Annotated in this window: 33 protein-coding genes and 1 pseudogene; 13 read left to right on the top strand and 21 right to left on the bottom strand. The window is 58.8% G+C overall.

Translation table 11 applies throughout. The features are described 5' to 3' along the window. Positions 1-148: 148 nt before the first annotated feature. The 9 genes from QCBJ_RS29855 to QCBJ_RS29815 are packed head-to-tail and all read right to left on the bottom strand — an operon-like array spanning position 149 to position 8,484. Complete coding sequence (locus QCBJ_RS29855) at positions 149-1,225, bottom strand: chemotaxis response regulator protein-glutamate methylesterase (RefSeq protein WP_015885766.1); 1,077 nt, start codon at positions 1,223-1,225, stop codon at positions 149-151. Continuing rightward, positions 1,188-1,721 (bottom strand): chemoreceptor glutamine deamidase CheD, encoded by a 534-nt coding sequence (cheD, locus tag QCBJ_RS29850; RefSeq protein WP_015885767.1) that lies wholly within the window; start codon positions 1,719-1,721, stop codon positions 1,188-1,190. The genes QCBJ_RS29855 and cheD overlap by 38 nt, the downstream gene beginning before the upstream one ends. After that, the gene (locus tag QCBJ_RS29845) at positions 1,718-2,527 is read right to left on the bottom strand and encodes a protein-glutamate O-methyltransferase CheR (RefSeq protein WP_064052072.1); all 810 of its coding nucleotides are present in this window, start codon (positions 2,525-2,527) and stop codon (positions 1,718-1,720) included. The genes cheD and QCBJ_RS29845 overlap by 4 nt, the downstream gene beginning before the upstream one ends. A 9-nt stretch (positions 2,528-2,536) precedes the next feature. Further along, positions 2,537-3,076, bottom strand: a complete 540-nt coding sequence (locus QCBJ_RS29840) for a chemotaxis protein CheW (protein WP_015885769.1) — start codon at positions 3,074-3,076, stop codon at positions 2,537-2,539. A gap of 39 nt (positions 3,077-3,115) precedes the next feature. Then, positions 3,116-4,774, bottom strand: a complete 1,659-nt coding sequence (locus tag QCBJ_RS29835) for a methyl-accepting chemotaxis protein (RefSeq protein WP_102062180.1) — start codon at positions 4,772-4,774, stop codon at positions 3,116-3,118. A gap of 29 nt (positions 4,775-4,803) precedes the next feature. Further along, positions 4,804-6,843 carry a chemotaxis protein CheA gene (locus QCBJ_RS29830; protein WP_102062179.1) on the bottom strand — a complete coding sequence of 680 codons (2,040 nt, stop codon included), beginning with the start codon at positions 6,841-6,843 and terminating at the stop codon, positions 4,804-4,806. A gap of 40 nt (positions 6,844-6,883) precedes the next feature. After that, positions 6,884-7,171 (bottom strand): lipid asymmetry maintenance protein MlaB, encoded by a 288-nt coding sequence (locus QCBJ_RS29825; RefSeq protein WP_046035222.1) that lies wholly within the window; start codon positions 7,169-7,171, stop codon positions 6,884-6,886. 23 nt (positions 7,172-7,194) lie between these two features. Further along, complete coding sequence (locus QCBJ_RS29820) at positions 7,195-7,563, bottom strand: response regulator (RefSeq protein WP_015885773.1); 369 nt, start codon at positions 7,561-7,563, stop codon at positions 7,195-7,197. Positions 7,564-7,572: 9 nt separating this feature from the next. Next, on the bottom strand, positions 7,573-8,484 hold the full coding sequence (locus QCBJ_RS29815; RefSeq protein WP_370636472.1) for a methyl-accepting chemotaxis protein: 912 nt from the start codon (positions 8,482-8,484) through the stop codon (positions 7,573-7,575). A 538-nt stretch (positions 8,485-9,022) separates the two neighbouring features. Here QCBJ_RS29815 and QCBJ_RS29810 point away from each other — a divergent pair. Further along, positions 9,023-9,403 (top strand): cupin domain-containing protein, encoded by a 381-nt coding sequence (locus QCBJ_RS29810; RefSeq protein WP_015885775.1) that lies wholly within the window; start codon positions 9,023-9,025, stop codon positions 9,401-9,403. A gap of 108 nt (positions 9,404-9,511) precedes the next feature. On the opposite strand, the gene QCBJ_RS29805 is transcribed toward QCBJ_RS29810, so the two are convergent. Continuing rightward, a complete protein-coding gene (locus tag QCBJ_RS29805; protein ID WP_015885776.1) occupies positions 9,512-9,796 on the bottom strand; it encodes a hypothetical protein in 285 nt (94 codons plus the stop codon). A gap of 30 nt (positions 9,797-9,826) precedes the next feature. Next, entirely contained in the window at positions 9,827-10,723 is an 897-nt protein-coding gene (locus tag QCBJ_RS29800) for a hypothetical protein (protein ID WP_102062178.1), read from the bottom strand. A gap of 218 nt (positions 10,724-10,941) precedes the next feature. On the opposite strand from QCBJ_RS29800, the gene QCBJ_RS29795 reads away from it, so the two are divergent. Further along, positions 10,942-11,271: a hypothetical protein gene (locus QCBJ_RS29795; protein ID WP_064052067.1), complete on the top strand. Its 330-nt coding sequence runs from the start codon at positions 10,942-10,944 to the stop codon at positions 11,269-11,271. 8 nt (positions 11,272-11,279) lie between these two features. Here QCBJ_RS29795 and QCBJ_RS29790 read toward each other — a convergent pair whose 3' ends face one another. Continuing rightward, the gene (locus tag QCBJ_RS29790; protein ID WP_102062177.1) at positions 11,280-11,915 is read right to left on the bottom strand and encodes a LysE family translocator; all 636 of its coding nucleotides are present in this window, start codon (positions 11,913-11,915) and stop codon (positions 11,280-11,282) included. A 157-nt stretch (positions 11,916-12,072) separates the two neighbouring features. Between QCBJ_RS29790 and QCBJ_RS29785 the strand changes: the two genes are divergently transcribed. Beyond that, positions 12,073-12,444, top strand: coding sequence for a PH domain-containing protein (locus tag QCBJ_RS29785; protein WP_015885780.1), 372 nt, complete (start codon positions 12,073-12,075; stop codon positions 12,442-12,444). Positions 12,445-12,556: 112 nt separating this feature from the next. Here QCBJ_RS29785 and QCBJ_RS29780 read toward each other — a convergent pair whose 3' ends face one another. The 5 genes and pseudogenes from QCBJ_RS29780 to QCBJ_RS29760 form a co-directional block, all read right to left on the bottom strand. After that, positions 12,557-12,865, bottom strand: a complete 309-nt coding sequence (locus QCBJ_RS29780; protein WP_102062176.1) for a DUF3077 domain-containing protein — start codon at positions 12,863-12,865, stop codon at positions 12,557-12,559. Between the two features lie 580 nt (positions 12,866-13,445). Then, positions 13,446-13,934 (bottom strand): type II toxin-antitoxin system antitoxin SocA domain-containing protein, encoded by a 489-nt coding sequence (locus QCBJ_RS29775; protein ID WP_102062175.1) that lies wholly within the window; start codon positions 13,932-13,934, stop codon positions 13,446-13,448. After that, entirely contained in the window at positions 13,931-14,950 is a 1,020-nt protein-coding gene (locus QCBJ_RS29770) for a hypothetical protein (RefSeq protein WP_145994256.1), read from the bottom strand. Before QCBJ_RS29770 ends, QCBJ_RS29775 begins: the two co-directional genes overlap by 4 nt. 228 nt (positions 14,951-15,178) lie before the next feature. Beyond that, a pseudogene (locus QCBJ_RS30550) lies at positions 15,179-15,277 on the bottom strand (PIN domain-containing protein); the annotation flags it as partial. Further along, positions 15,274-15,744, bottom strand: coding sequence for a helix-turn-helix domain-containing protein (locus QCBJ_RS29760; protein WP_015885783.1), 471 nt, complete (start codon positions 15,742-15,744; stop codon positions 15,274-15,276). The gene QCBJ_RS29760 and the pseudogene QCBJ_RS30550, both read right to left, overlap by 4 nt. 193 nt (positions 15,745-15,937) lie before the next feature. Here QCBJ_RS29760 and QCBJ_RS29755 point away from each other — a divergent pair, with 193 nt between their 5' ends. From QCBJ_RS29755 to QCBJ_RS29735, 5 genes are read left to right on the top strand one after another with little or no spacing between them, the layout of a single operon-like run. Continuing rightward, positions 15,938-17,101 (top strand): S-type pyocin domain-containing protein, encoded by a 1,164-nt coding sequence (locus QCBJ_RS29755; protein ID WP_102062173.1) that lies wholly within the window; start codon positions 15,938-15,940, stop codon positions 17,099-17,101. Between the two features lie 15 nt (positions 17,102-17,116). Further along, a complete protein-coding gene (locus tag QCBJ_RS29750) occupies positions 17,117-17,404 on the top strand; it encodes a colicin E3-like toxin immunity protein (RefSeq protein ID WP_093543331.1) in 288 nt (95 codons plus the stop codon). Positions 17,405-17,463: 59 nt separating this feature from the next. Beyond that, a complete protein-coding gene (locus QCBJ_RS30910) occupies positions 17,464-17,706 on the top strand; it encodes a colicin E3/pyocin S6 family cytotoxin (protein ID WP_102062172.1) in 243 nt (80 codons plus the stop codon). Between the two features lie 14 nt (positions 17,707-17,720). After that, the gene (locus tag QCBJ_RS29740; RefSeq protein ID WP_102062171.1) at positions 17,721-18,008 is read left to right on the top strand and encodes a colicin E3-like toxin immunity protein; all 288 of its coding nucleotides are present in this window, start codon (positions 17,721-17,723) and stop codon (positions 18,006-18,008) included. Positions 18,009-18,012: 4 nt separating this feature from the next. Then, positions 18,013-18,495 (top strand): hypothetical protein, encoded by a 483-nt coding sequence (locus tag QCBJ_RS29735; RefSeq protein WP_102062170.1) that lies wholly within the window; start codon positions 18,013-18,015, stop codon positions 18,493-18,495. A gap of 3 nt (positions 18,496-18,498) precedes the next feature. Here the strand turns inward: QCBJ_RS29735 and QCBJ_RS29730 are convergent, their stop codons facing one another. From QCBJ_RS29730 to QCBJ_RS29720, 3 genes are all read right to left on the bottom strand, one after another. Next, positions 18,499-19,065 carry a hypothetical protein gene (locus tag QCBJ_RS29730; RefSeq protein WP_015885787.1) on the bottom strand — a complete coding sequence of 189 codons (567 nt, stop codon included), beginning with the start codon at positions 19,063-19,065 and terminating at the stop codon, positions 18,499-18,501. A 91-nt stretch (positions 19,066-19,156) separates the two neighbouring features. Continuing rightward, positions 19,157-20,509 carry a sensor histidine kinase gene (locus tag QCBJ_RS29725; protein WP_102062169.1) on the bottom strand — a complete coding sequence of 451 codons (1,353 nt, stop codon included), beginning with the start codon at positions 20,507-20,509 and terminating at the stop codon, positions 19,157-19,159. Next, complete coding sequence (locus tag QCBJ_RS29720) at positions 20,506-21,168, bottom strand: response regulator (RefSeq protein WP_046035211.1); 663 nt, start codon at positions 21,166-21,168, stop codon at positions 20,506-20,508. Before QCBJ_RS29720 ends, QCBJ_RS29725 begins: the two co-directional genes overlap by 4 nt. 147 nt (positions 21,169-21,315) lie before the next feature. Between QCBJ_RS29720 and QCBJ_RS29715 the strand changes: the two genes are divergently transcribed. The 5 genes from QCBJ_RS29715 to QCBJ_RS29695 all read left to right on the top strand — a co-directional run bounded on the left by QCBJ_RS29715 (position 21,316) and on the right by QCBJ_RS29695 (position 26,117). Further along, positions 21,316-21,582, top strand: coding sequence for a PepSY domain-containing protein (locus QCBJ_RS29715; RefSeq protein ID WP_102062168.1), 267 nt, complete (start codon positions 21,316-21,318; stop codon positions 21,580-21,582). Next, entirely contained in the window at positions 21,582-22,127 is a 546-nt protein-coding gene (locus QCBJ_RS29710; RefSeq protein ID WP_015885791.1) for a cytochrome b/b6 domain-containing protein, read from the top strand. Before QCBJ_RS29715 ends, QCBJ_RS29710 begins: the two co-directional genes overlap by 1 nt. Positions 22,128-22,148: 21 nt before the next feature. After that, positions 22,149-23,417, top strand: a complete 1,269-nt coding sequence (locus QCBJ_RS29705) for an exo-alpha-sialidase (protein WP_102062167.1) — start codon at positions 22,149-22,151, stop codon at positions 23,415-23,417. After that, entirely contained in the window at positions 23,417-24,028 is a 612-nt protein-coding gene (locus tag QCBJ_RS29700; protein ID WP_102062166.1) for a hypothetical protein, read from the top strand. The genes QCBJ_RS29705 and QCBJ_RS29700 overlap by 1 nt, the downstream gene beginning before the upstream one ends. A 67-nt stretch (positions 24,029-24,095) precedes the next feature. Next, complete coding sequence (locus tag QCBJ_RS29695) at positions 24,096-26,117, top strand: LTA synthase family protein (protein WP_102062194.1); 2,022 nt, start codon at positions 24,096-24,098, stop codon at positions 26,115-26,117. Here the strand turns inward: QCBJ_RS29695 and QCBJ_RS29690 are convergent, their stop codons facing one another. Then, positions 26,118-26,492 carry a cytochrome c family protein gene (locus QCBJ_RS29690; protein ID WP_015885795.1) on the bottom strand — a complete coding sequence of 125 codons (375 nt, stop codon included), beginning with the start codon at positions 26,490-26,492 and terminating at the stop codon, positions 26,118-26,120. Positions 26,493-26,534 lie beyond the last annotated feature (42 nt).

Here is a 26,534-nt window from a genome sequence, read left to right as displayed (position 1 = left end):
CTCCCACGCCCAGCGACAGGCCACACACATGCGCACACAAAAAGCGCCAACCATCGAATGCCTGTGGCGAGCAATGTCCGATGTACCGCCCGGGTGCGTTACGAGCGTTCGGAGGAAGAAAATCGTCACCTCAGCCCAACATCCACCTTCACTTATGCAGGATCGCCCGATAAATATCCTCCAGCGCCATGATGCGCTGAGCGGCGTTGAGCTTGATGGCTTCCTTGGGCATGCCGAACACCACGCAACTGGCTTCATCCTGGGCGACTGTCGCGGCCCCGGCCTCAAGCATTTCTTTGAGCCCGCGTGCGCCATCGTCGCCCATGCCCGTCATGATGATGCCGGTGGCATTCCTGCCGGCGAACCGGGCCACCGAGCGAAATAGCACATCCACGGAAGGCCGGTGCCGGTTGACCAGCGGTCCATCGATAACTTGAGCGTGATAATAGGCGCCGCTGCGGGTGACCATCAGGTGCTTGCCGCCCGGTGCGATCAGGGCCAGGCCGGGCAGGATACGGTCGTTGTTGCGCGCTTCGCGCACCTCGATCGCGCAGACGCTGTTGAGGCGCTCGGCGAACGAAGCTGTGAACTTCTCGGGCATGTGCTGCACGATAACCATACCTGGGCACACGCGCGGCAGTGCCGTCAGCACGGCTTCCAGCGCTTGGGTGCCGCCGGTGGAGGTGCCGATGGCGACGATACGCTCGGTGGTCTGGGCCATGGCATGGCCATTGCCGGCTGGCAGGATCGCATCGGCGCTGAGCTTGCTGGCCGGGGTCAATGGCGGGCTGACGCTGCGCTTTCCCAGGTTCTTGACGTTGGAGTTCGCTGCGGCCCGGATCGCTGCCACCAACTCGGCCGCCGACTCAATCAGGAAACTCTTTAAACCGGTTGAGGGCTTGGTGATGATTTCCACTGCGCCCGCCGACAGCGCCTGCAGGGAGGTTTCCGCGCCTTTCTGGGTCAGCGAGGAACAGATCACCACCGGCGTCGGCCGCTCGCTCATGATTTTCTTGAGAAACGTGATGCCGTCCATGCGCGGCATTTCGACGTCCAGCACGATCACATCCGGCCATTCCCGAGCGAGTTTGTCCATGGCGAAAATTGGGTCGGACGCGGCACCCATGACGTGGATATCCGGCGTATCGCTGAGAATCGCCAGCAGTACCTGGCGCACCACGGCCGAATCATCGACCACCAGCACACTGATTTTTTTGGTAGGCATCTTCTTGAAGTAATCCCATTGGTTGGTGCCGAACCCAGACGTTGCCGTTCCACAGGTCGAACATGATCGTGCGGTAACCGGTACTGCCCATGTCCTGGGCTGTCAGGTGCAGGTGATAGCGCTCGGCCAGGGCCAGTGCCGCGCGAATATTCAGGCTGGCCACGTCCTGCGTCGGCAGGCGGCGGTGCAGATCAGGAAACATCTCGCCGCCGCCGAACAACTTGACCTGGTAATCCCGTGCATGCGTGCCATTGACTTGCGCGTGGCGCAGCAGCAGTTCCAGGGCTTCGTCGGCATACCTGCCATCCAGGGGCTGATGCTTGCGCAGGCGCCCCGGCAGCATGAAGTGACACATGCCGCCGATCAGCCGTTGCGGATGCCAAAAGGTGATCGCCACGCAGGAGCCGAGCAAGGTACGCAGGCGCGTCGGCCGCGTCGCAAAGCTGACTTGGCCAGGCGCCAATATCACTTCGGTCGTACCCACAGGCTTTTTCATGGCTTGCGGTAAATCGACGGCGCCACCAGCTTCAAGGTGTCATTGACACCGTGGAGGCTTTCCGAGTGGCTGATGATCAAGTAACCACCGGGTTTGAGCAGCGGCAACAGACGCGCGACCACCTGGCTCTTGGTCTGCTGATCGAAATAAATCATCACGTTGCGCAGGAAGATCACCTCGAATTCCCCCAGAACCGGCAGCGCTTCGTTAAGGTTGACCTGGACAAAATTGACGCGGCTGCGCAAGGCCTTGTCGATCAGGACGGTGCCCTCCTGGCGACCAACGCCCTTGAGGCAATACTTGACCAGCAGCGGCTGGGGCAATGTCTCGATGCGTTCCATTGAGTAATGCCCTGTGCGCGCCTTGGCCAGCACTTGGGAGCTGATGTCCGAGCCGATCACTTCCCAGGGCGTGGTGCCGAGGCTTTCGGCCAGGGTCATCGCCAGGCTGTAGGGTTCTTCACCCGTGGAACTGGCCGCGCTCCACACGCGAAACATCCGGCCCGGCGCGGCCTTGGGCAGCACGTGCTGACGCAGGAAGTCGAAGTGCTTGGGCTCGCGAAAAAAATAGGTTTCGTTGGTGGTCAGCAAATCCAGTGCAACCTGCAGTTCGCCTTTGCGCTGGTCATTCATGATCAGCTTGAAATACTCACCATAGCTCTGCAGCTCATAGTGCTTGAGGCGTTTGAACAGGCGCCCGGCCACCAAGGCTTTCTTGGCCGGCGACAGGTTGATGCCGGCCGCGCGGTACAGCCAGGCCTGGAACTGACCGAATTCGCGATCGTCGATGGAGACGGTGTCTGACATGATCGAGCCTCAACGCGGGTCGAGGTCAGGGGCTGGCGCCTGGCCGGCCTCGGCCAGGCTGGACATCTCGTCGATGGACAGCACCTTGTCCACTTCCAGTACTATCACGAATTTGCCGTCGACCTTGGCCATGCCACTGATGAAATCGGCGCGAATGCGCGCACCGAAGCTGGGTGGCGGTTCGATCTGCGTGGCCGGGATCTCCTGCACCGCAGACACCGTATCGACCAGCAGCCCGATGTCCTGTGGCTGACCGTCCTCGGTACTCGCCTCGATGATGATCACGCAGGAGCGCCGGGTGATCGCTGAGTTGGCCCGACCAAAGCGTGCCGACAAGTCCACCACCGGCACCACCGCGCCGCGCAGGTTGATCACCCCGCGCACAAAAGCGGGCATCATCGGCACCACGGTCAGGCTGCCGTATTCGATAATTTCCTTGATCCCCAGGATGCCGATGGCGAACATTTCGCCGCCCAGCATGAAGGTCAGGTACTGCGCATCCTCATCGACCGCCACCGCAGTCTGCCGAGTCGTCATTACTGCACCCATGTCACTACTCTCCCTTGTAGGCGCGCATCGATCGTGCGATCAGAAGCGGGTGAAATCCGATTCGTCCGGGGCACTGGCCATGGTGTAGGCGAACGCCTTGCGCGGCGCCGTTGGTTTAGGGCGTGGCGACTGACGGTTGGGCGTGCTGCCAGGGCTGTCCGCGCCGGCGCTTTGACCCGCGACCTTGGACGCTGAATCCAGCACAAAGAAACTCATGGCCTGTTGCAGTTGCTCGGCCTGGCTGCTCATTTCTTCGGCCGTGGCCGCCAGTTCCTCGCTGCTCGAGGCGTTTTGCTGGGTCACTTGGTTGAGCTGGGTCATCGCCGTGTTGATCTGCGCGACACCGGCGGCCTGTTCTTCGGATGCAGCGCTGATTTCCTGCACAAGGTCGGACGTCTTGTTGATGGAAGGCACCATTTCGTCGAGCAACTTGCCGGCTTTCTCGGCCATTTCCACGCTGCTGGAGGACAGTTCGCCGATTTCCTGGGCGGCTACCTGACTACGTTCGGCCAGCTTGCGCACTTCGGCGGCCACCACGGCGAAACCCTTGCCGTGCTCGCCGGCCCGAGCGGCCTCGATGGCGGCATTGAGCGCGAGCAGATTGGTCTGGTAGGCGATGTCATCGATGATGCTGATGCGCTGGGCGATTTTCTTCATCGCCACCACCGTCTGCTGTACCGATTCGCCGCCCTCGGTGGCTTCCTTGGCCGCTTTGCTGGCCATGCCATCAGTGACCTTGGCGTTTTCGGTGTTTTGGTTGATGCTGGCGCTCATCTGCTCGACCGACGCACTGGTTTCCTCGACACTGGCGGCCTGCTCACTGGTGGCCTGGCTCATCGATTGCGCGGTGGCGCTGACCTGTTCGGAGGCGCTGGCGAGGTTATCGGCGGCGTTACGCACTTCGCCGATGATATGTGCGAGCTTGCCGACCATGTTACGCATGGCGTTGAGCACCAGGCCGGTTTCATCTTTGCCACCTGGCTCGATGTGCGCGTTAAGGTTGCCTTCGGCCAATTGCTCGGCGGCGCTGGCAGCTTGGCGCAACGGGCGGGAAATGATCCGCGCGATGAATATCGCCAGGCCCAGACCGATCAATAGGGACGCGACCAGTACCGCGATGATCGACATGCGTGAGCTTTCATACAGCACCGAGCCCTTGTCACCCGCGGCAGTCGCACCGGCGTCATTGAGCTCGACCATTTTCTGCAGGCGGCTGGTCACCTCATCGAAATGCCCTTTGGATTCTCCCCTGAGCAAACTGCGCGCCTGGGCTTCCTCGTTCTGACGGGAAAACTCCAGTACCTGCTTGCTGCTCGCAATGTAGGCGTCCCATGCGCTTTTCACGCTGAGCATGAGTTGACGATCTTCATCGTTCGACAACAATTGCTCGTAGGTCTGCATGCGGGTTTCGAACTGCTGGCGCGCCTCGATGGCTTCGCGTTCGGCCTGGACCTTTTCTTCGGCAATCTCGGTACTGATGTGGCGGTTTTCTTTCAAGCGATAGTTGGCGGCAAAAAAACGCATGCCTGCCGCTGCGCGCATGGAGGGCATCCAGTTGCCCTTGATGTCCTGGGCGGCCTGGTTGACGGCACCGAGCTGAAGGATCGCGAAGGCGCCCATGGCCCCGGTCAGCGCCAGGACCACCAGGAACGAGCTGATCAGCTTGGTGGAAATTTTAAGATCGTAGAACCATTTCATCGGGGAACCTCCATGGAATTGCAAAGACGTCAGCGGGCGACGAACGTTGGCGATTGAGGCGCCTGAGCCGTGCGGGCTTCCAGTTGTACGATTTGATTGAGCAGTGCAGGTACATCCAGGATCAGGGCCACCGCGCCGCTGCCCAGGATGGTCGAGCCACTGATACCGCGCAGTGCGCCGAACAGCTTGCCCAGGGGTTTGATCACGGTCTGGAACTCGCCGTGCAGGTCATCGACCACCAGCCCGGCCTTGTGCTCGGCATAGCGCACCACCACCACGTTCTGACGGCGCGCGGCAGGGCCTTCGTGGCTGAAGTGGTCGCGCAGGTCCACCAGTGGCAGCACCTCGCCACGCAGGTCCAGATAGCCCTGATCGCGGCTGGACTGGCGCTGGCGTTCATCCAGTTCGATGCATTCCTGGACCATGTCCAGCGGAATCACGTAGGTGGATTGGTCGATGCCGACCAAGAAACCATTGATGATCGCCAGGGTCAGCGGCAAACGAATGCGTACCATCGTGCCCTGGCCGGGGCGGCTGTCGAGGTCCACGGTGCCGCGCAACAGTGTGATATTGCGCTTGACCACGTCCATGCCGACGCCACGCCCGGACAGGTTGGTGACGGCCTCGGCGGTCGAGAAACCCGCTTCGAAGATCAGGTTGTAGACCTCCTGATCGGTGAGCACCGCGCCGCTGGCCACCAGCCCGCGCTCCTCGGCTTTTTCCAGAATGCGGTCGCGGTTGAGACCGGCGCCGTCATCGGCGATTTCGATGACGATGCTCCCGGAGTCGTGATAAGCATTGAGGCTCAGATGCCCCTTGCTCGACTTGCCCGCCGAACGTCGCGCATCGGCGCTTTCGATACCGTGGTCCATGGCGTTGCGCAGCAGGTGCATCAGCGGGTCGCCGATCTTCTCAACCACGGTCTTGTCCAGCTCGGTTTCCGCGCCGCTGATGATCAGCTCAATGTCCTTGCCCAGTTCCTGACTGACATCGCGCACCACGCGGCGGAAGCGGTTGAACGTGTCGCCAATAGGGATCATGCGCAGGTGCAGGGCACCATCAAGGATCTCTTCCACCAGCCCCGATACCGTCGAGGTAGCCTCCTGCAGCGGGTCGTTGTTACAGGAGCGCGCCAACAGGCTTGCGCCGGCGCTGGCGATCACCAGTTCGCCGACCAGGTTGATCAACTCGTCGAGCTTGTCGGCGTTGACCCGCACATAACTGCCGTCGCGGGTTTTGGCCTCGCTGTTCGCCGGCAGGCGCTGGAGCGAGGCGGGCGCCGGACCTGGCTCGGCTTGCGCGATCAGGTCACTGCCGAGGGCGACGCTGCTTTCGGGCGTTTCGTCGACCGCGCTGATGTGCACGTCACAGTCGTCGCGCACGAAGTCGAACACTTCGTTGAGCGTGGCATGGCTGGCCGTCGAACGCAGGTCGATCTCGAAGCCCAGGTAGCAGCTTTCCGGGTCCCAGCTCTCCAGGGCGGGGATGCTGTCGGTCAGCGTGGTGACCTGCACCATTTGCCCCAGCGTATCGAGGTAGCGCAGGAACGACAGCGGGTCCATGCCATTACGGAACACGTCCACGCCGAAACGCAGAGAAATATGCCAAAGCACTTCGGCCCCGGTGTCGTCGTCCACCGCAGCGGGTACGACGTCGGCAGTGGCGCTGTGCAGCGGCTGATAGGCGCTCAGCGCCTCGCGCAAGGTCTCACCGCGCTCCAGCGCGGCCGGGGTTGGCACCTCACCGCGGCTGGCGACCACGTCGATCAGTTCAAGCATGTGGTCGCCGCACTTGAGCAGCAGCGCGATCAAGGCGGCGTCCACCGCCACACTGCCGTCGCGCAGGCGGTCGAGAACGTCTTCGACGATATGCGTGAACCCCACGATCGACGCGAGGCCGAACAGTCCGGCGGAACCCTTGATGGTGTGCGCGGCGCGGAAAATCGCGCCGATGGCATCCTGGTCGCCGGGCTCGCTTTCCAGCTGCAGCAGGGATTGCTCCATGGCATGCAGCAGCTCGCGCGCCTCGACGATGAAGGTCTGCAGTGCCTGATCGAGATTGATGCTCACCTGGACTTTCCTTGTCGATCAATGGACGGGACAGTGCCGATTAAAGCGCGGCGCTGCGACACAGTTGAAGCGCCTGCATGACCGCCTGGCTATGGCCGGTCACACTCAAGGCGGTGCCGGCAATGCCGGCCTCACGCTGGATGACTGCCAGCAACTGCAGGCCGGCGCCATCCATTTCCGTCACCTGGGACAGGTCCAGTTCCAGGCGCGGCGCAGCGCCCATCTGCGACAACAACGCGCCCGCCAGTTCAGCGACGGTGTAGATCGTGAGTTCGCCGTCGATGCCCACATGGGCGGTGTCGTCGATGGTTTCGTGAGTGATCGGCATGTTGGCCTCCCTGGCGCCGGGTGTCAGGGCAGGATCAATTTGGAGACCGCCGCCAGCATCTGCGCCGGCTGGAACGGCTTGACCACCCACGCCTTGGCGCCCGCGGCCTGGCCTTCGGCCTTCTTCGATTCCTGAGACTCGGTGGTCAGCATGATGATCGGTGTGAACTTGTAGTTGGCCAGCTTCTTGACCTCCTTGACGAAGGTGATGCCATCCATGTTGGGCATGTTCACGTCGCTGATGATCAGGTGCACTTTTTGCCCGGTCAGCTTGTTCAGGGCGTCCTTGCCGTCACTGGCCTCGATCACGTCGTAACCGGCGCTTTTCAAGGCTATGCCGACGACCTGCCGCACACTTATGGAGTCGTCAACCACTAATACACTCTTCGCCATGATGTACTCCTAAAAGAAAGTGATGTCTTGAGCGTTCTGCTGCACCGCCGCCTCTCCATGATGGAGGCGCCGTTGCTCGTCGGTGGCATAGGTGGTTTCCATGCGCGCCAGCCATTGGCGGGCGTCGATGGCCATCGGTTGGTCCGGGGTCTGGTTGGCCTGCAGGAGATGGTCATGCAGGGCGTGCATGTTGTCGCGCACGTGACTGAGGATCTGGCTGACCCGGTCCTGGAATTGCAGGTTGACCAATACCTCGGTCATCTCATCCCGGATGCCATAGCTTTCCTGCTTGAGCAGGTCGGCGGATTCGGCCAGACGCCCAGTGATGTTCTGGAAGCGTGTGAGCACCATCTGAATACTGTTTTCGGACTCGGCCACCGAATGGCTGTCCTGGTCGGCACTGCTGGACGCGGCCTGCACCAATTGAGTAATGGCGTTATTGATGATGTCGACCTTGGCCGACATCTGCTGGCCCGTTTCACTGGATTTACTCGACAGGCTGCGCACCGCATCGGCTACCACCGCGAAGCCGCGACCGGCCTCACCGGCACGCGCCGCTTCGATGGCCGCGTTGAGGGCCAGCAGGTTGGTTTGTGCGGCAATCGCCGCCACATCAGCGGCCATGGTGCGCAGTTCGCCCGTGTAGGCGGTCAGGCTGCGAACTTGGGCCAGGGTCTGGTCACGGCTGATTTGAGTGGCCTTGAGCGAATTGATCACCTGGCTCAACTCGCTGTCACTGCGCGCCAACACCTCAAGCGCACCGTCGGCGGCCTGTCCGTCCAGTTCGCCGGCCGCGTGCTGCGACGCTTGTACCGTTTCCTGCAAGCGTGTGGCGATCCCGGTGAAACGGTTCGCCAGGCTCACAATCGCTTCTTCGGTCTGATGGCGCGAGCTTTCCACCTGCTTGGCCCAAATGGGCATGGCGCCCAGCAATACCTCATCAAGCTGTGCCCGAGAGGCTATGCCGTTATGCACATCCGCACTTGACTGGTCCGCCTGCGCCTGCGCAATCGCTCGCTGCAGTGCGTTGCGCTGTGAAACCGCGCTCCAGGCACAGGCACCGAGGCCGATCATCACCAGTGCCGTGCAAGCCACCAGATTGGCTGGCGAGGTTGATTGCACGAGTATCCACAAAACGGCCGGCACGACCGGGACCAAGGCGAACCAACGGAAACGAGGATAAACGGAAGGGGGCAGGCGGCTGGATGAGCGTTGGGGCATGGGTTCGGTCCTTGAACAGTGCTGCGGATGTAATCAACATAGAGTTTATCCGCCCCTAGCGCCTCAACTTTAGGACTCGTGAGTGCCTTCCGTCTGGTTTATGACCGGTGTGTGACTGAGCAGGGCGTTAAGTGTAGGTGACGCCAGCCGACACGCTCAGGCTGCTTGCAGGATCGTACAAGCGCCCTTGATACCTCGTTCGCTAACCTGACGACTCTTAACCAGCAGAGTCTCCGACATGTCTCAGTCACAGCCCCCGACAAAACCCATAAATCTCATCCAAAAAGCCGACCTGATCGACCAACCCTGGAGCCCACGCGTCGTCGCGCAGATGAACGACTACCAATTCAAAGTCGTCCGCATCGAAGGCGAGTTCATCTGGCACTCCCACCCCGAAACCGATGAGGCCTTCCTGGTACTCGACGGCACCTTGCGTATCGACCTTCCAGACGGCCCGGTCTATGTCGCACCGGGTGAGCTGTACGTGGTTCCTCGCGGCGTAGCGCACCGCACAGCCGCAGAAGGCGAGGCCAAGCTGATGATGATCGAGCCACGGGGCATTTTGAATACCGGGCATGAAGGTGGGGAGCGTACGGCTGTGAATGACCAGTGGATCTGAGGCTGGCGTCGCCTGCTCGCTCATACTGTTACGAGACACTCACGCGTCTTCCCATGTCAGCCTTGAACGGGTCGAGACGCGGCCGCCCTGGGCGAGCGGCCGGCAGGGTTATTTCAGCAAGGCAATCAGCAGGCAGGCCACCGTGATCACCAGTGCCGGCCACTGCATCGGCATGAAAAAGAAGTGGTGGCGGACGCCATCGGCGTGCGGTTGTCGGTTCAGTACAAAGCCCAGCACGGTGTTGATCGCTGATCCCGCCCCGAAGCCGAGCAACACCTGCATCAGCGATGTGTTGCCGGGTTTGACGCTGGGGTCGGGCCACAGCCACATCAATAGCAGCACCATCGCCACCGGTGTAAACAACGTCAGCCAGCCTGCGCCGCGATAGATCATCGTTTAATCCTCAGTTGTGACGCAGCAGGCTCAAGCCAGCTCGCGTGCTTGTTGTTGCGCCGCAAACACGGCATCGAGGGTATTGAGGAACAGGTCGTGGCTCAGAATGCCGGTGGCGATGGTCGACAACACGGGTTTGCCGCTTTCATCCTTGATCACCACTTTTTCCGTCCAGGCGTTGAGGTCGACGGTGCGCAGCGACGACATTGGCACTTTGCGGCCCTGGTACTCCAGGCATGTGCGGCTGACGACGATTGGCGAGGTGGTGATTTTCAGGAAGTTGCCACTCATGCGCTTGCCCCAGACCTGCCCCGAGCTGATGCAGTTGAACTTCACCGCCCCGCCCATCTCCAGCGTCGCGATCACTGCCGGCATGCGTGCGCGAACGTGCAGCTCACGCGCAAGTTGCTGGAATTCGTAAAAGCCCTTGAGGCTCTCAATCACACGATGAAACGGCTCTGACGCGTTACGGCGATAGGCCAGGTTGGTGATCATGCCGGTCATCACGGTTTGCCCGGAGCCGAACAAGTACAAGTCTTCGATATCGGCAAACGCCGTGTACTCGCGTTGCTCGTTGATGATGCGTTCGATACCGAACTCAAACACGTTGTAACGTGGGGCGCGCAGTTTTTTGTGCCAGACGTAGGCTGCAAACACGCCCACGGCGAGTACGGCCAGCAAGGCGCTGGTGGCGTAGATCAGGGTATGCGGGTTGGCAAAGTTCAAGGCCATGCCACGGGATGTCTGGAGGTTGACCGGGCCATCGTTGCCCGGTGGCAGGATCGTGCCCAGGTACAGCACAAAACCGGCGAGGGCTAGCAACACAACCCCGAATATCAAACTGAACATCAGGAAGCCCTTGCCGTGGCGGAAACTCGCGATCAGCTCGCCAGTGGCCGAAGGTGCTTGGGTGGGGGATGACTGCATGAGAGCTTGCGTCCTTGTAATGGGTTAAGCCTTGCACCCTGTCCGTCTGGTGGCCGGGTGCACTTGGCACGGCGAGTTGGAACATGGCTAATTAATATCGTTCCTTGGGCAAATGACTTCACAGGGGCGTGAGCCTGGCCGTTCGCGGTATTGGGGTCTTTTTTTTCCTGCGTAGAACAGTGATCATCGCCCTCCCCCAAGCCCTAGGAACCAAGACCATGGAGTTGACGCTGGAAGCGGTTGCGCTTTTTGCACTGAAGCTGGTGCACGAGACGGACGGCGGCAGCCCGGTTTTGCGGGACGATCCGGTGATGGATGGGTATGAGCGAGAGGTATTCGGGCTGCTGGTGCGGCAGAGGGATTTGGCGGTGATTCAATCCAAAGTCGCGGAATGTGTTGATCAAGCGCTTGAGGCATTGGGCGGGGCCGATACAGTGATGGGTCGCGAGTTGCAGCGCTTGGCGCTGGGCGTGCGCCAAGCGTCGACACTGGATGAACTCAATGCCCCGCTCAACGCACTCAAGGATTACCTGAAAGCCATTCTGTAACGCGCGGTTCAGCGCCGCCCTTCCACCGCCATCCGCACCGCCAGCCCCATCAACACCGAGCCCATCAACCAGCGCTGCACCACCTGCCAACCCGGCCGGGTGACGAAAAACACCGCGATCGACCCCGCCATGGTGGCAATGACCGCGTTGACGCTCACGCTGATAAAAACCTGCGTAAAACCCAGCACCAGGGATTGCATCAGCACACTGCCATGGCCGTTCGGGTCGATGAACTGCGGCAGCAACGACAAATACATCACCGCCACCTTGGGGTTCAGCAGGTTGGTCACCAGGCCCATGGTGAACAGCTTGCGCGGGCTGTCCTTGGGCAAGTCCCGCACCTGGAACGGCGAGCGCCCGCCTGGCCGTATGGCCTGCCAAGCCATGTAGGCCAGGTACAACGCGCCGCCGAAACGCAGCGCGTCATAGGCAAACGGCACCGCCATGACCAAGGCCGTGATCCCCAAGGCCGCGCACAGCATGTAAACCAAAAAACCCAACGCCACGCCGCCCAGGGAAATCAGCCCGGCCGTACGGCCCTGGCAGATCGAACGGGAGATGAGGTAAATCATGTTCGGCCCGGGCGTGAGCACCATGCCGAGCGAGATCAGCGCATAGGCAAGCCAGCTGGACACTTCAGGCATTGTTTGGCTCCTTGATCGTTATTCTGTCGACGTGAAACATTTGGCCAATGTTGTAGGCTTGGACGCCATGGTAGGGCGTTCAAAATGCGCGCGTTAGATACAGATCCGCGAGCAAAACGTCATACACCCACCGCACCACTCACCCAAAGGCAGGCCCATGATCGACTTCAACAACAAAGGCTTCTTCAAGCTCAAACAAAACAACGAATACGCCGAGCGCGTATCGGCCCTGCTGCTCGACGGCGAGGAAGTGGTCGACGCCTACAAGGCCATGCGCGACGGCGTGGTGTTTACCACCAAGCGGATTATTGCGGTGAACGTGCAGGGGATTACCGGCAGCAAAAAGGACTTTACGTCGCTGCCGTATAAAAACATCGTCGCGTATTCGGTGGAGACGTCCGGGACGTTTGATCTGGATTCGGAGCTGGAGATTTATTTTTCGTCGCTGGGCAAAGTGAAATTCGAATTCACCGGCAAGACTTCCATCGTCGAAATCTCGCGATTGATCTCCAAGCACCTGCTGACCTGATCGGCAGGCAATTGCTTATTGCCTACAAGGCTGAGACGGCTGTACCCCGATCAAAAGGTGGGAGGGGGCTTGCCCCCGATAGGGCCTTCCCCCACACCATCAAACTACAGCCTTACACACCTACCACTTCCCCCTCCTCACCCCCCCCATTCGGCAACATCCCATTCGCCAAATCATCCACCACCGCCTTCGCCATCTCCCCCAAATAATGCGCCGCCCAGGCAAAACGATCCGCACCCGTGTCCATGGCTGCGTCCAACGCCAGCATCTTGGAACAGTGCAGCAGCTCGGAGGCATGCTCCAGGGCATCGCGAATGGGTACACCGGAATTGACGCGGAATAGACGGTGGCGGTTGGGCTGCTTGCCACAGGTGGCGAAGGTGATGATGCCGAGGGTTTTGTTGAGGGGTGGGTTGATCATTGGGCACCTCCGGAATGCGTGGAGGTGTTGAGGATGGTGTTGTGAGGGTACGGCCTTTCAGAAATGCTCATTGGCTAAGCTCCTAGTGTAGTGAGCCGCCACGTTCGTTTCTCATGCGAATGGGTGGCAGCTATGCGCGGGCTGAGAAACCGGGACAATAGGAACCCGGCAGACCCGAAGGTCTCCCACGCATAGCCGCCATGACACAGACATACGAGCACAAAAAAGCGCCAACAGTCTAATGGATGGTGGCGCCTATGCGCCTATTGTTTCTCGGATTCTCAAGTCCGGTCGCAGGGTTGGAAGCGACGAGTGAAGATAGCTCAGGTTACGAACTGGCTCAAAGCTAGAGATTGTGGCGCCACGTTTCGAGCGAATACACACAGCTCTAACAACTCAGGAAAAATTCAAAGCTTAAACTCAAAAATTTTGAGTTTTAAAAAGCAGTCTGCAGCTCTATCCCACAAAACAAAACGAGATCAGTGGTTCAGTGGTTCAGTGGTTCAGTGGTTCAGTGGTTCAGTGGTTCAGTGGTTCAGTGGTTCAGTGGTTCAAGAATAAGTCATCGCACCGACAGGACTCAGTCCGAGTCCAATATTAACTTCTTGTACTCGCGAGCCTTCTTCACAAGATCAATATCCGAATACCTAGGACACGTAACTACAGGATACAATGAATACACAAATTCAATAAACTCATCGTAACTTTTATCTGCCGTTAAATCAATTATAAACTTAACGCAACTCTCAGAAACCTCATCCAACCTTACTACATCACAAAAATCCTTTGAAAGACCTATAATATTTTTAATCGAGCCGCTTCGCCCCCTAACGGATAGAACCTGAAAATCACTATCGAATCTAGCCAACTCAATGACGTCTTCAACATACGGCCCATAATGATCAAAATACCACTCAATTCCTGATGCTTTTCGCCCATCGACCAAACAGAACTTCCAATCAATCAAAAAAATCAACTTAGTCAAACGCGAATTTGACAAATCATCAGGATAGGGGTAACGCAACAGCACATAAGCCACTAAATCTTTAAGATTGCTTCTAGAGTTCATATTGACTTCCCTTTCATAGCCGAAAGCTTTGGCCTCAAAACTTCAGCAAGCTCCATCAAGAAAGACAGTTTCGTCAAATATCCATATTTTTCGAGCTTATGATTTAGGCCAGCAACCAAACCATTTTCACTTAAAGCTTCCAAAACTAAAACGCCAACATTTTTTGTATCTTTTGTATCTCGAATAGGTAGCGCAATATAACAGCGAGACTTCATTCTAAGGCCTTGCGCCTTGGCTAAAGACAACCCCAAGTTTTGCGCATGATATTTAATGTAAGCGTCCTCATTTTCTCTCGGATCAGGAAGCTTTAGGTGAACACCATTTTCCTTTGGTTTACATGCAATAGCGAGCAAACCAACTCTATCATAAAGATAATCTCGCTTATCCTTATAATCCTCATCATAACAATATCTTGCAAAACAGCTAAACTTACCTTTTACACCTTCATCCCTAAAAACCGTTGCCCGAACAACCTCATCTAAACCTAAAGCCCTCAACCATTGCTTTAATTCAATCTCGAATAAATAATCTATATCCACACGCGGAACAGAATCAATCTCGGACGTCTTTTTTTTCAATGCCCCAGCCAGCGAATTAACCTTCCTACGATAATAAGAAAAAGCCATATAATTCAACAAACCTGCAACACCAGGCAACAAACTAATAAACCAAAATGAAGAATTGAAATTACTATCCGCCAGGAACTCCCGCATTCTAGCGCGCATAAAATCAGTAGGCATTCCATTAATTATCTTTTCCGACTTCGCGGTATCTAGATCAAGCAGCTTCCCTCCTCCCGCCGCTATTAAACTGAAAGCTACTGACACTATTAACAGAGTGCTCAACAACAGATCTTTTTTACCAACGTAAAATCCAACCAAACTAGCCTTAGCGCCCAACCAAAAAAAACTTATTTTCTCGGAAGCTTTTTTAAGGACCATATACAAGGAAAAAAAAGCTAATGACATCAAAACTAAAGCGGATGCAGCATTCATAGATGGCGCTGGAAAATCCATTTAATTCACTTCATCCCTTAACATTAAAAATACTAATTTTTGCTTTGAGCAAAGCAATAGAGTGGATTCGCCTCGAACCTACAGCGCACGATATCAAAATAACATCAAGCGAGCAAAAAAATAAGAATGTTGAGAAAATAAACAAAGTACCGAGAGCGAAAAAAAATCTAATTAAATTAACAGCTTACGCATCCACCCTTCGAGAATAGGACTAGTCCATATGGCTCAATACAACCCTGACAAGCCAAGCCACATCAGCAAATCACTGAGGGCCGCCGGGTAGAGAACGCAGGCATCATATACCGCGGTAAAAGGCGAACACCTCATCCGTCATACCCCATTCCCAACTCCTGGGCCTGTTGCGCCAGCGCTTCCATTGCTTCCTGGCTTTCCTCATCTCGCCGCTGCTTGAACGCCATCAAATCCGAAAACCGGATGCGCCGATGCCGACCGGTTTTTGTAAAGGGAATGGCGCCTTCCTCCAGCATCTTAACCAAGTGCGGTCGTGAAACGTTAAGCAGGTCGGCGGCCTCCTGCGAGGTGAGTTCGGCATGCACCGGGACGACCTTGACGGCATTGCCGATCGCCAACTCGCCCAGGATATCGACCAATAAGCGCAGTGCTGAGGTTGGGAGTACGAGCGTGTGGGGTTTGTCTTCTTTGTCGAAAATGTCGATGCGCTGGGTTTCAAACTTGGTCGACAGCAGCGAGGCCAGTTCGCGCTGGCCTTGCACGGCGGCTTCGACTTCCTTTTCCAGCGGAAGGATCGTTTTGGGAAGGTGGTTGGTGATCATGATGCAACTCCGGCGACGCTTAATTCAGTTGCGACCAACGCTAAACGAAACAAACGAAAATCGCAATATTCGAAACGGAATTACCAACTGAAGCCCTGTCCACTTTTCCCACACCAACCGCCGAATTAAGCCGACATCAGATTCTGATTACCCCTCGTAGGCTCACTCCCTCGCACAAGGAAGTGAGCCCGTCATGTCAGAGCGCTTGTACCCACCCACCGGAGAGGACTTACGCAAACGACGGATCCTGACACCGCAGCCGTCGCGTGTGCCGTATTCGCCGTCTGTTGATTTTTTCGAGCCATCCCCTGCCCCGACACCCACGCTAACCAAACCTCCCGGCTGCGTTTTCATCAAGCCCTGCCAACTGCCTGACGGCATCACCCATTACTTCAACCCGGCCGGGTATGTACCGCTGGAGCTGATTAAGGAGTACGGCCATTTAAGCTTGCTGGGTGGGCGTGAGGTGGATAGCAGGGGCGCGGTTGCCCTGCGCAAGATCGGCGGCAGCGCATTGCCCGCAGGTTTGGGGCAGTTGGCATTACGCTCGGCGGTTTGGGAGTCGGCGGCCACTGCCGTCGGGGCCGTCGCCGGTGGCCTGTTGACGGGTTTGGTGGCGCTGGCTTGGCCGTCGGAGCTGGGTGACAGCGCGCTCTACAGCGAGGAGCAGTTGCGTTCGATGCAACGGGCGCGCTCGCAGATGCGGTTGCATATCGAGCAACGCGAGGACGGCACGCTCAAGGGGTATGGGTTTTACACGGGCAACCATGCCGATTGGCAGATGATTGATGTGGTGCAGTTTCAAAGCCGTGGCGATCAGTTTGTGGCGGATTTGGATGAGGGCGTGGAGCTGATCTGGACACCCGCCGTTGATCCCAGTGACACGCTGGGTATTCCAGCCTTGGAGGCTGCGCCGCAGGCGCCGGTGATCTGGATTTATCCGCCGACGGAGAAAGCCGCGCAAATTCTGGTGAACCCGATTTATCCGCCGGAGTATCGGGATTTTATTCTGGTGTTCCCGGTTGAGTCGGGGGTTCGGCCGCTGTATGTGGTGGTAAACCAGCCAAGGAAAGGGCTTAGAAACCCAGACCATGATTACTTTTCTCCACCCGAAACCGAAGACATAACAGGCTTCCCGGGTCTGATTCCCCAAAAGCCTGTGACACCAAGAAAAGGCGGAGCCGGCTTACGTGAACGTTGGATAGACGCAAAAGGAAGAAAAATATTTGAGTGGGACTCCAAAAAAGGCGAGCTGGAAGTCTATCGAAACAGCGATTTGGCACACCTCGGCGCATTTGATCCTTATACCGCCGAGCGTCGAGGACCGGCGGACCCGAAACGTCGTATTTACAGATAAAAAGGAACTCGGAAAATGCTGATGAAAATCAGACTGCGATGGTACGAAAAACACAGTAATGACTTGAAGGCGGATGAGTACTCAGCCGATATCGCAGATCCAGACAATGTTTTTGAAGCATTGGGTTTAGGCGAAGAAACCGCGATATACGCCGACGTATTCAACGTTCAGCCTAACTGGATTACGATTATTCAGCCGTACTTCCAGCACATGATCGAACCCGACCATCACGACTACCAACTGTCCTTCCGCTACCAAGGCGCCTGGCCACCGCCCCCAAAGCAACCCAAAAAGGCGTCCTAATGCAATGAAACCCGCACTGCAAAAGCCCCTCCTCTACCGCTCAGTCAACCCCCGAACCCATGGCGTGCACCACGGCAGTTGTCGCGCCTACCGGTATGAGCGGCAAACCAAAAGCGAAAAAGACAAACAATCAAATCGCGGTTCGATGCATAGCCATCAACGGCATGGCTTTGGAGTGGGATTCAGAACAAGGAGAGCTGGAAGTCTACCGATACAGTGATGTGAAACATCTAGGTTCATTTGACCCTTATACCGGTGAGCAGCGGGGGCCGGCGAAAGATGAGAGACGTATAGACAAGTAAGTGGAGCGTTCGCTATGGCAATGAAAATACGGCTACAGTGGTTCAACAAACAAACAGAAGCCCTGGAGGCAGCTGAATACTCAGCAGACTTTGAGGAACACGACAGCATTCTTAACGAACTCGGTCTACACGAGGAACCACAAATCTACGCTGGAGGATTTGACGTTCTCCCCAGTTGGATCGCGATTCTTCAGCCACATTTCCGACGGGTGATAGAGCCAAATCTGTTCGACTTCCAGATTTCTTTTCACTACCAAGGCGCCTGGCCACCGCCCCCAAAGCAACCCAAAAAGGCGTCCTAATGCAATGAAACCCGCACTGCAAAAGCCCCTCCTCTACCGCCCAGTCAACACCCGAACCCATGGCGTGCGCCACGGCAGTTGTCGCGCCTACCGGTATGAGCGGCAAACCAAAAGCGAAAAAGACAAACAATCAAATCGCGGTTCGATGCATAGCCATCAACGGCATGGTTTTGACTACACCCCACTGTTCCGGTTTCTCCTGTCCAAAGTCGGCCACCCATGGGATCAGGTGTTCAGCGAAGCCAACGCCCGCCTGGATCGTCCGGATCCGGTATTCTGGATGGTCGCGCAACATGAAAGCGACAAGCAGGATTACGTGAGAACGGATGAAAACAGCTACTACAGCGGCTTGTATGTCGACGAAGGCGGCCTGCTGCAAAAGGTCAACCCACAGCTGACGCCCGAGCAGATGAAACCCTGCTGCAACTGCTGCACCCACACCTTCAACGGTGTGGTATGCCCACAGGGTCTACCCCACAATGGCTAACCCTCAACCCGACTTAACCCCACTGCCCGCCTCCGCCACCGGTACCCGATTCGCCGGGTCCGTCACGTCATACACATGCTGCTCACACCCCGAACCCTTGAATTGGAATTCCACCAGGTACACTTTTGCCCTCTCCGGGCGGAACGTATTCATCGCCGGCCCGCAGGTGTAGTAGTAACCCGTGCGGGTGTCGTTCGCGTAACCCGATACCGTGAGTTTCTTGCCGGGGTCGGCCTGGATTTCCAGTTGTGGAAAACGCTTGAACGTGGCGCTGGCAACGGTTTGGTTGAGCTTGGCGATCCAGTTGAAGACCTTGCCTTCGCCGGTGTCCATCACCGTGCCGAGGGCTTCCATGCGTGGGTCGGGGTCGCCTTCGCGGCTGATCGAGAAGTCGACGGCAGGAGTGCCGCCACTGGACTTCATGATGACCTTGGCGTGTTCCGCATCCACAGCCACGGTTTTCTGGCGAAACTGAATGCCGTCCTTGAGCAGGCTGGGCGATGAGTCACGTTGGTTGGATTGACAGGCGCCCAGGGCCAGGGCGAGGGAGAGCAGCACGATTCGCTTCACGGGGATGTCCTTATCGGAGAAGAGTGTGATGACTGGACCCGAATTTAAACGGATTGTTCCGTTTTAGGAGGGGATTAGCGGTGCGGCCGTTTCAAACGCGGTCAAACACCAACCGCGCGCACAACCCACCCTGCTTGCGGTTATGCAGCGCCAACCGGCAGCCGATCTTGCCCACGATCATTTGCACAATGGCCAACCCCAAGCCCGCGCCATTGGCATTGCCCCGGCTGTAGAACCGCTCGAACAGACGCTCCATTTGCGCCTCATCAATCCCGGGCCCCTGGTCTTCCACGCTCAGGCAATGAGCACCAATCACCACCTTCACTTCACTGCCTGCCGGGGAAAAGTTAAGGGCATTGGTCACCAGGTTCTGCAATGCAATCGCCAACGCCGCCGGTTCGGTTTTCACCCAACATTGCTCCTCCCCTTCAAGCACCAGCTCCACACCTTTTTCCATGGCCAAGGGGGTCAACTCGGCAAGTTCTTCGCGCACCAGTTCGGTCAATTGCACACGTTCACACACGCGGTTGTTCAATTGCGGCTCGATGCGGGCCATGGTCAGCAGTTGGCTGCCGATGCGGGTGGCACGGTCGACGCCGTTGACCAAAAAGTCCAACGCCTCACGTCGCTGCTCCTCAGTGATGGCACTCTGCGCGTTCTGGGCGTGAATCCGCAGGATCGCCAACGGTGTACGCAGTTCGTGGGCGGCATCGGCGATGAAGCGGCGTTCGCGCTCCAGCAGCTCATCCACTTGCACCAACAGCCGGTTAAGCGCGGTTTGCATGGGTTCAAGATCGCTGGGCAAAGGCTTGAGGTGCAAGGGTTGCAAGGTCTCGGCAGTTCGCCCACGGATGGACAGGGCCATGGCGCGCAAAGGTTTGAAGCCCCAGCCGATTACCCACCAGATCAACAGCGTCAGCAGCGGCACGCCGATCAGCGTCGGCCAGAGGGTGTGGCGCATGATGCGCTGGATCACGTCCTGGCGAATGTCATCGCGCTCGCCCACCCAGATCAGCAATCCCTGTTGCGGATCGGCAAGGAGGAAAGCGCACCAGTCATTGCCGTTGTCCATCAGGTCGTGGGAACCGAGGGTCGTCGGCGGTGCCGCCAGCACGGGCGCTTCGGCGGAGCGCACGAGCAACTCACCCGCGCGGTTCCACACCTGGAAGGTCAGGCGGGTTTCATAGGGATGGGCCACGCCATCTTTACCCACGCGACTCATGGCCTGGTCGAACGCCTGGTACAACCGCTCCCAATCCGCTTCCCCTGGATCCCGTTGGCGCAGCACGCCTTGCAGCAGGCGCGCGCTCTGGGCGAGTTGGGCGTCGTAGACTTCTTCGATTTCATGGTGGCTGTCGCGCAGCACCAGCCAGCTGATCAGGGCGTCACCCGCCAATATCAGCAGCAAGACAGGGATGAGGATACGTGCACGAACCGAGGTCATGGTTTGAGCGCCAGTACATAGCCGACACCGCGCACGGTGCGGATCAGCTCGGTGGATAACTTTTTGCGCAGGTTGTGGATCAGCACTTCCAAGGTATTGCTCTCGACCCGATCCTGCCAGCCATACAACGCGCGGGACAACCGCTCGCGGGTCACGACTTTGCCGGGGCGCACCATCAGTTGGTGCAGCAGTTGGTACTCCATCGGGGTGACGATGATGTCAGCATCCTGGTAGCGCACTTGCTGGGTGGCCGGGTCGAGGCTGATGCCGGCGTGTTCCAACATCGGTTGTGCGCGGCCCTGGCTGCGGCGCAACAGGGCGCGCACGCGGGCTTTGAGTTCTTCGACGTCGAAGGGTTTGACCAGGTAGTCGTCGGCCCCCGCGTCCAAGCCGGCGATGCGCTCGGCGGTACCGTCGCGGGCGGTGAGGATCAGCACCGGCACGTCATGTTGCTCGGCGCGCAGTTGCTGCAACAGGTCGAGGCCGTCGAGGCGCGGCAGGCCGAGGTCGAGCAGCAACAGGTCGAAGTTTTCCGTGCGCAAGGCATGCAGGGCCGCAACGCCATCCTGCAACCAATCGAGGGTGTAGCCTTCGGCGCCCAATGCCACGCGAATGCCTTGGCCGAGGGCACGATCATCTTCGACAAGGAGTAGGCGCATAGCAGAATCTCTGTAGGAATCGGCGGCATCATGCCGGGTTCTGGCATGGGTTATTTCGGCAAAGATGTTACGGCGCGTTGCCAACTAAGGTTGCGCTAAGGTTGGTTTTGCACTGTGAAACCTCCCACCTCTGCTGAGAGCTTTTCCATGCGCAAAATTCTCCTGCTGTCCCTGATTCTCGCCAGTCCCCTGGCCGTCGCCGGCCCGCAGTGCACCACCGCCGAGCGTTCGCAATGGCAAGACGAAAAAGCCTTCCAGGAGAAGCTCAAGACTGAAGGCTACACAATCAGCAAGTTCAAAGTCACCGACGGCAACTGCTACGAGATCTACGGCTTCGACAAGGACAAGCGCAAGGTCGAGATCTATCACGATCCCGTCACCGGCAAAGCCGTGAAGACTGAGATCAAGGGCTGATGCCAGGCGAATCCCTGCGCCTGTGGGACCCGCTGGTGAGACTGTTTCATCTGTCGATCGCCGGGGTCTTTGTCGCCAATTACTTCTTTAACGAAGCAGGCGATGACTGGCATGTCTGGCTGGGCTACTACGCCATGGCCTGGCTGCTGGTGCGGTGGGTGTGGGGATTTGTCGGACCGCGCAGTGCGCGTTGGGCGGACTTCTGGCCGACGCCAAAGCGCCTGACGGCCCACATGCGCTCGCTGCTCAACGGTCGGCCCCAGCATCGCCTGGGCCATTCGCCGATTGGCGCGCTGGTGATGCTGTTGATGTTGCTGGCGCTGCTGAGCATCGGCATCAGCGGTTTCCTGATGCAGGAAGTCGACGCCTTGTGGGGAGCCGATTGGCCGCTGCAAATCCACGAAACCGCTGCCAACGTGCTGCTCGGCCTGGTCTGCGTGCATGTGCTGGCGGCGGTGTTCGAAAGTATCCAGGTGCGGGACAACCTGCCGTTATCCATGCTCACCGGTCGCAGGAAGCGCCTGCCGGATGAACCTGCGCAGTAATCCTTTATCCACAGGTCCCCTATGCGCTCCGCCTTATTGATTTGCAGCCTGCTGGCGGTGTTTTTCGCCGCCTGGCAGAGCCATCCGCCCCATGTATTGGCGCCGTTTGCCCAGGCCAGCCCGAACACCGCAAAAGTCGCGGCGCCGGCGCAGTACAGCAGCCGGTTCGTGTCCACCCAGCTCACCGACTTTGTGCACTCGTCGTCCGTCACCGCCCTGCCCGGCGGCGACTTGATGGCGGTGTGGTTCGCCGGCTCCCGCGAAGGCGCGGCCGATGTGCAGGTGCGCACCGCACGCTTTGATGCACGCAGCGGCGAATGGGGCGCCGAACAGGTGCTGGCCACGCGCGAAAGCACCCGCGACGGCACCCAGCGCTACATCCGCAAGTTGGGCAACCCGGTGATCGCCCTGGGCCCGGATAAACGCCTGTGGATGTTTTACGTGTCGGTGTCAGTCGGCGGCTGGGCCGCCAGTGCGATCAACCTGATGGTGTCGGACGACCTCGGCGCCAGTTGGTCGGCGCCAAGGCAACTGGTGACTTCGCCGTTCTTCAATATCAGCACCCTGGTGCGCGCCGCGCCGGTGTTCCATGCCGACGGTTCCATCGGCCTGCCGGTGTACCACGAGTTCATGGGCAAGTTTGCCGAATACCTGTACCTGAGCGCCGATGGGGCGGTGATCGATAAATTCCGTATCAGCCGCGGCAAGAATTCCCTGCAGCCGACCATCGTGCCGCTGGATGGCCAGCGCGCCGTAGCGATGTTGCGCTATGCCGGTGACACCCATCACCGCGTGCTCGCCAGCCGCACCGAAGACGCCGGGCAAACCTGGAGCGAGCCGTATCCGTTGGAGCCGGCCAACCCCAATTCATCGCTGGCGGCAGTGGCCACGCAGGACGACGGCTTGCTGGTGGCCCTCAACGATCTGCAGGACGGCCGCTTCAAACTCAGTCTCTACGGCACCGACGCCCAGCTCAGCCAATGGCGCACGGTGGTGCAGTTGGATGAGTCTCCCGACCCGCTCGGCCAGCCATTCTCACCCGAGGCCTATAAAGAAATCATCGGCGAAGGTTTCCGTGCTTCCAGCGGCGCCCGGCGTCTGCCGTTGGAGCAGCGCTTCCTCAGCAACCTCGACTACCGCGTGTGCAAACCCCGTGGTTGCGATTTCGAATACGAGTACCCGTATTTCAGCCGCAGCCCGGACGGCATGTACCACTTGGTCTACTCGTGGAATAACACCTTTATCAAACATGTCAGCTTCAACGAAGCCTGGCTGGCGGAGCGGCTGTGATGGTTTATCTGTGGCAGGCGCATTTGAGTTTTGTGCTGTTGGGTTTTGTGTTCCTGAGCCTGTTTCGATTCACCGCGCCGTGGCGGCCGTGGTTGCTGCCGCTATTGGCGGCGGTCAGTTTTATCCCGGTCAATGAATTGCCGCTGGCGGCGTATGTGCGCAGTTTTACCGATGACCTGGCGATCAGCACGTTGGTGTTGCTGGCCTGGGTTGCACTCAGTCGACTGGGCGTGGTGCAGCCGCTCAATCGACGGCACCACGTGCAGACGCTGATGGTGTTTGGGCTGTTGAGCCTGGCCCTGTACCCGGCCACGTTGGGCCTGACCTACTTCGATCCGTACCGCTGGGGCTTCAACCCCCGGCCGATGATTGTGCTGGTGGGCGCGGCCGCACTGCTGATGCTGTGGCTGCGCAATGCCCTGGCGGTGTGGATGCTGGCGATCGGCACGCTGGCCTTCGCGCTGCGGCTCAAGGCGTCGGAAAACTATTGGGATTATCTGGTCGATCCGCTGTTGGCGGGCTACTGCATCGTCGCTGGACTGATGCAATTCAAACTGTGGGAGGGGGCTTGCTCCCGATGGCGGCGTGTCAGCCAGCACCTCCGGCACTGAACCACCGCCATCGGGAGCCCCCCTCTCCCACATTGGATTTGTGTTGTTTTAGAGAATGGGAAAAATGATGAGTGCGTTGCAATCACGCCGCCTGCGCTACGGCGTGGGCGCGATCGGGTTGGTGTTTGCCTTGCTGGCCGCATTGCGGCTGGTGTTTGTGCTGGGGTTTTCCGGCCTTGATTTGAGTACCCCGGCACTGCTGGAAACCCTGGGCATCGGCCTGCGTTTCGACCTGCGCCTGGCGGTGCTGCTCCTGCTACCGCTGGCGCTGCTGGCCTGGATTCCCCACTGGAACCTGACCACCCTCCCGGCCCTGCGCTGGCTGGCCCGCGCCTATCTGGTGGTGGCGCTGGCCGTGGTCGGCCTGGTGTACATCGTCGACTTCGGCCACTACGCCTACCTCGGCGTGCGCATCAACGCGACCGTGCTGCGTTACCTGCAAGACGCGCAGATTTCACAACAGATGGTGTGGGAAACCTACCCGGTGCTGTGGATAACCGCGTGCTGGCTGGCGGCGGTGGCCTTGTGGGTGTGGGCGCTGGTCTGCCTTGAGCGGTTGACCCTGGACCGCGCGCCCAGCACCCGCGGCAAACTGTCATTGGTGGCTGTTTCCGTCATCGGCGTGATCGGCGTACTGCTGGCCCTGCTCGGCCGTGTCGCCCATCTCAACCTGGAGAACCCGGTGCCGCTGCGCTGGAGCGACGCGTTCTTTTCCGGCAACCCGCAGGTGGCCGCCGTGGGGTTGAACCCGGTGCTGTTTCTGTACGACACGCTCAAGGTCGGCCAATCGCAATTCGATGAGGCCCAGGTGCGCGAGCATTACCCACAGGTCGCCCACTACCTGGGCGTCGACCGCCCCGATGCCCAGCAACTGAACTTCATCCGCGAACAAGGCGTGCAGCCCTATCGACTGGCCGGCGAGCGAGCGCCCAACGTGATCTTCGTGATGCTCGAATCCCTCGGCACCAGCGCTGTCGGCGCCTACGGCAACCCACTCAACCCCACACCGAACCTGGACAAACTGGCCACGCAAAGCTGGTTCTTCAAACACTTCTACGTGCCTGTCACCGGCACCGCCAAGACCGTATGGGCGAGCATCACCGGCGTGCCCGACGTCACCCGCCAGGAGACTGCCACCCGCAACCCGCTGATCACTCGGCAACACACGCTGATCAACGCGTTCGAGGGTTACCAGAAGTTCTACATGATCGGTGGCAACGCCGGCTGGGCCAATATCAATGCCTTGATCCGCCAGAGCATCGACGGCGTGCAGCTGTTTGAAGAAAGCCATTGGCGCTCGCCACGGGTAGACGTGTGGGGCATTTCCGACCTGGATCTGTTCAAGGAAGGTGACGAACTACTGCGCGCGGTCCCGAAGGACCAACCCTTCTTTGCCTACCTGCAAACCTCCGGCAATCACCGTCCGTTCACCATTCCCAAGCACAACGATGGCTTCCAGGTCCGCGACGTGACGCTGGAGCAGGCCCAAGCCGCCGGTTCACGCAGTGTCGAGCAATACAACGCCGTGCGCCTGCTGGACTACAACATCGGCCGGCTGATGGAAATCACCAAGGCGGGCGGTTACTACGACAACAGCATCTTTGTGTTCTTCGGCGACCACAACACCCGCATCAGCCAAATTCCGCACATGGCGCCGGCTTTCGAACAACTGGGGCTGGAGAGTAATAACGTGCCGTTGCTGATCCACGCGCCCGGCCTGCAACCCCGGGTGATCGAAGAAGCCGTCGGCCTGGCGGACTTGCTGCCCACCGTGGCCGGCTTGGCGGGTGTGCCGTTTAGTCACGGCACGATGGGGCGCGATATCCAGCAACCGGCACCAGAAGGTGAACGCATGGTGCCGCTGGTGTTGCGCGAGGGGACCTTCCCGGTGATCGGCGGCGTGACCCGCCACTTCCTGTTGCAGATGCAGCATGACGGCAGCTCACCGACCCTGCACGACCTGGCATCGCCCACCCCGCGTGACGACGTGGCCGCACTGCATCCCGATGAGTTTAAGCGTTTGCAGGGGCTGACCCGAGGCCTGCATGAGAGCGCGCGGTTGATGCTGTTCAGGAATGTGCGGGAGTGATTATTTGTCTTGGAACGTTTCGAGGTACGCCAGGATGTTCTCGATCTTCTCCTGGTCACTGATACCCCAGAAAATCATCCGCGTGCCACTCACCACTTTCTTCGGGGCCTCGATGTAGGCCGCGAGTTTGTCGCGGGTCCAGACCACACCGGAGTTCTTCATCGCATCGGAGTACTGATAGTCAGCGGTCGTCCCCGCAGGGCGTCCGATGATGCCGTTGAGTTCCGGGCCAAAGCCGCCGCGCGCGCCTTCGCCGATACTGTGGCAACCGCCGCAGGTCTTGGCGAAAAGCTTGCCGCCCGCCTCGGCATCGCCCGCCGCAAACGCCGAGTGGGTATTGAGTAACAGGACGAGGGAGAGTAACGCGTACTTCATGATGGCTCCGCATCGGGCAAGGAGTGAGCGATTATGCCTGTA

The sequence above is a fragment of the Pseudomonas sp. QC2 genome, from assembly GCF_002859085.1.
GTDB classification, from domain to species: Bacteria; Pseudomonadota; Gammaproteobacteria; order Pseudomonadales; family Pseudomonadaceae; genus Aquipseudomonas; species Aquipseudomonas petroselini.
Note: the sequence above shows the minus strand (reverse complement) of the source record. Positions and strands in the feature narration are given on the sequence as shown.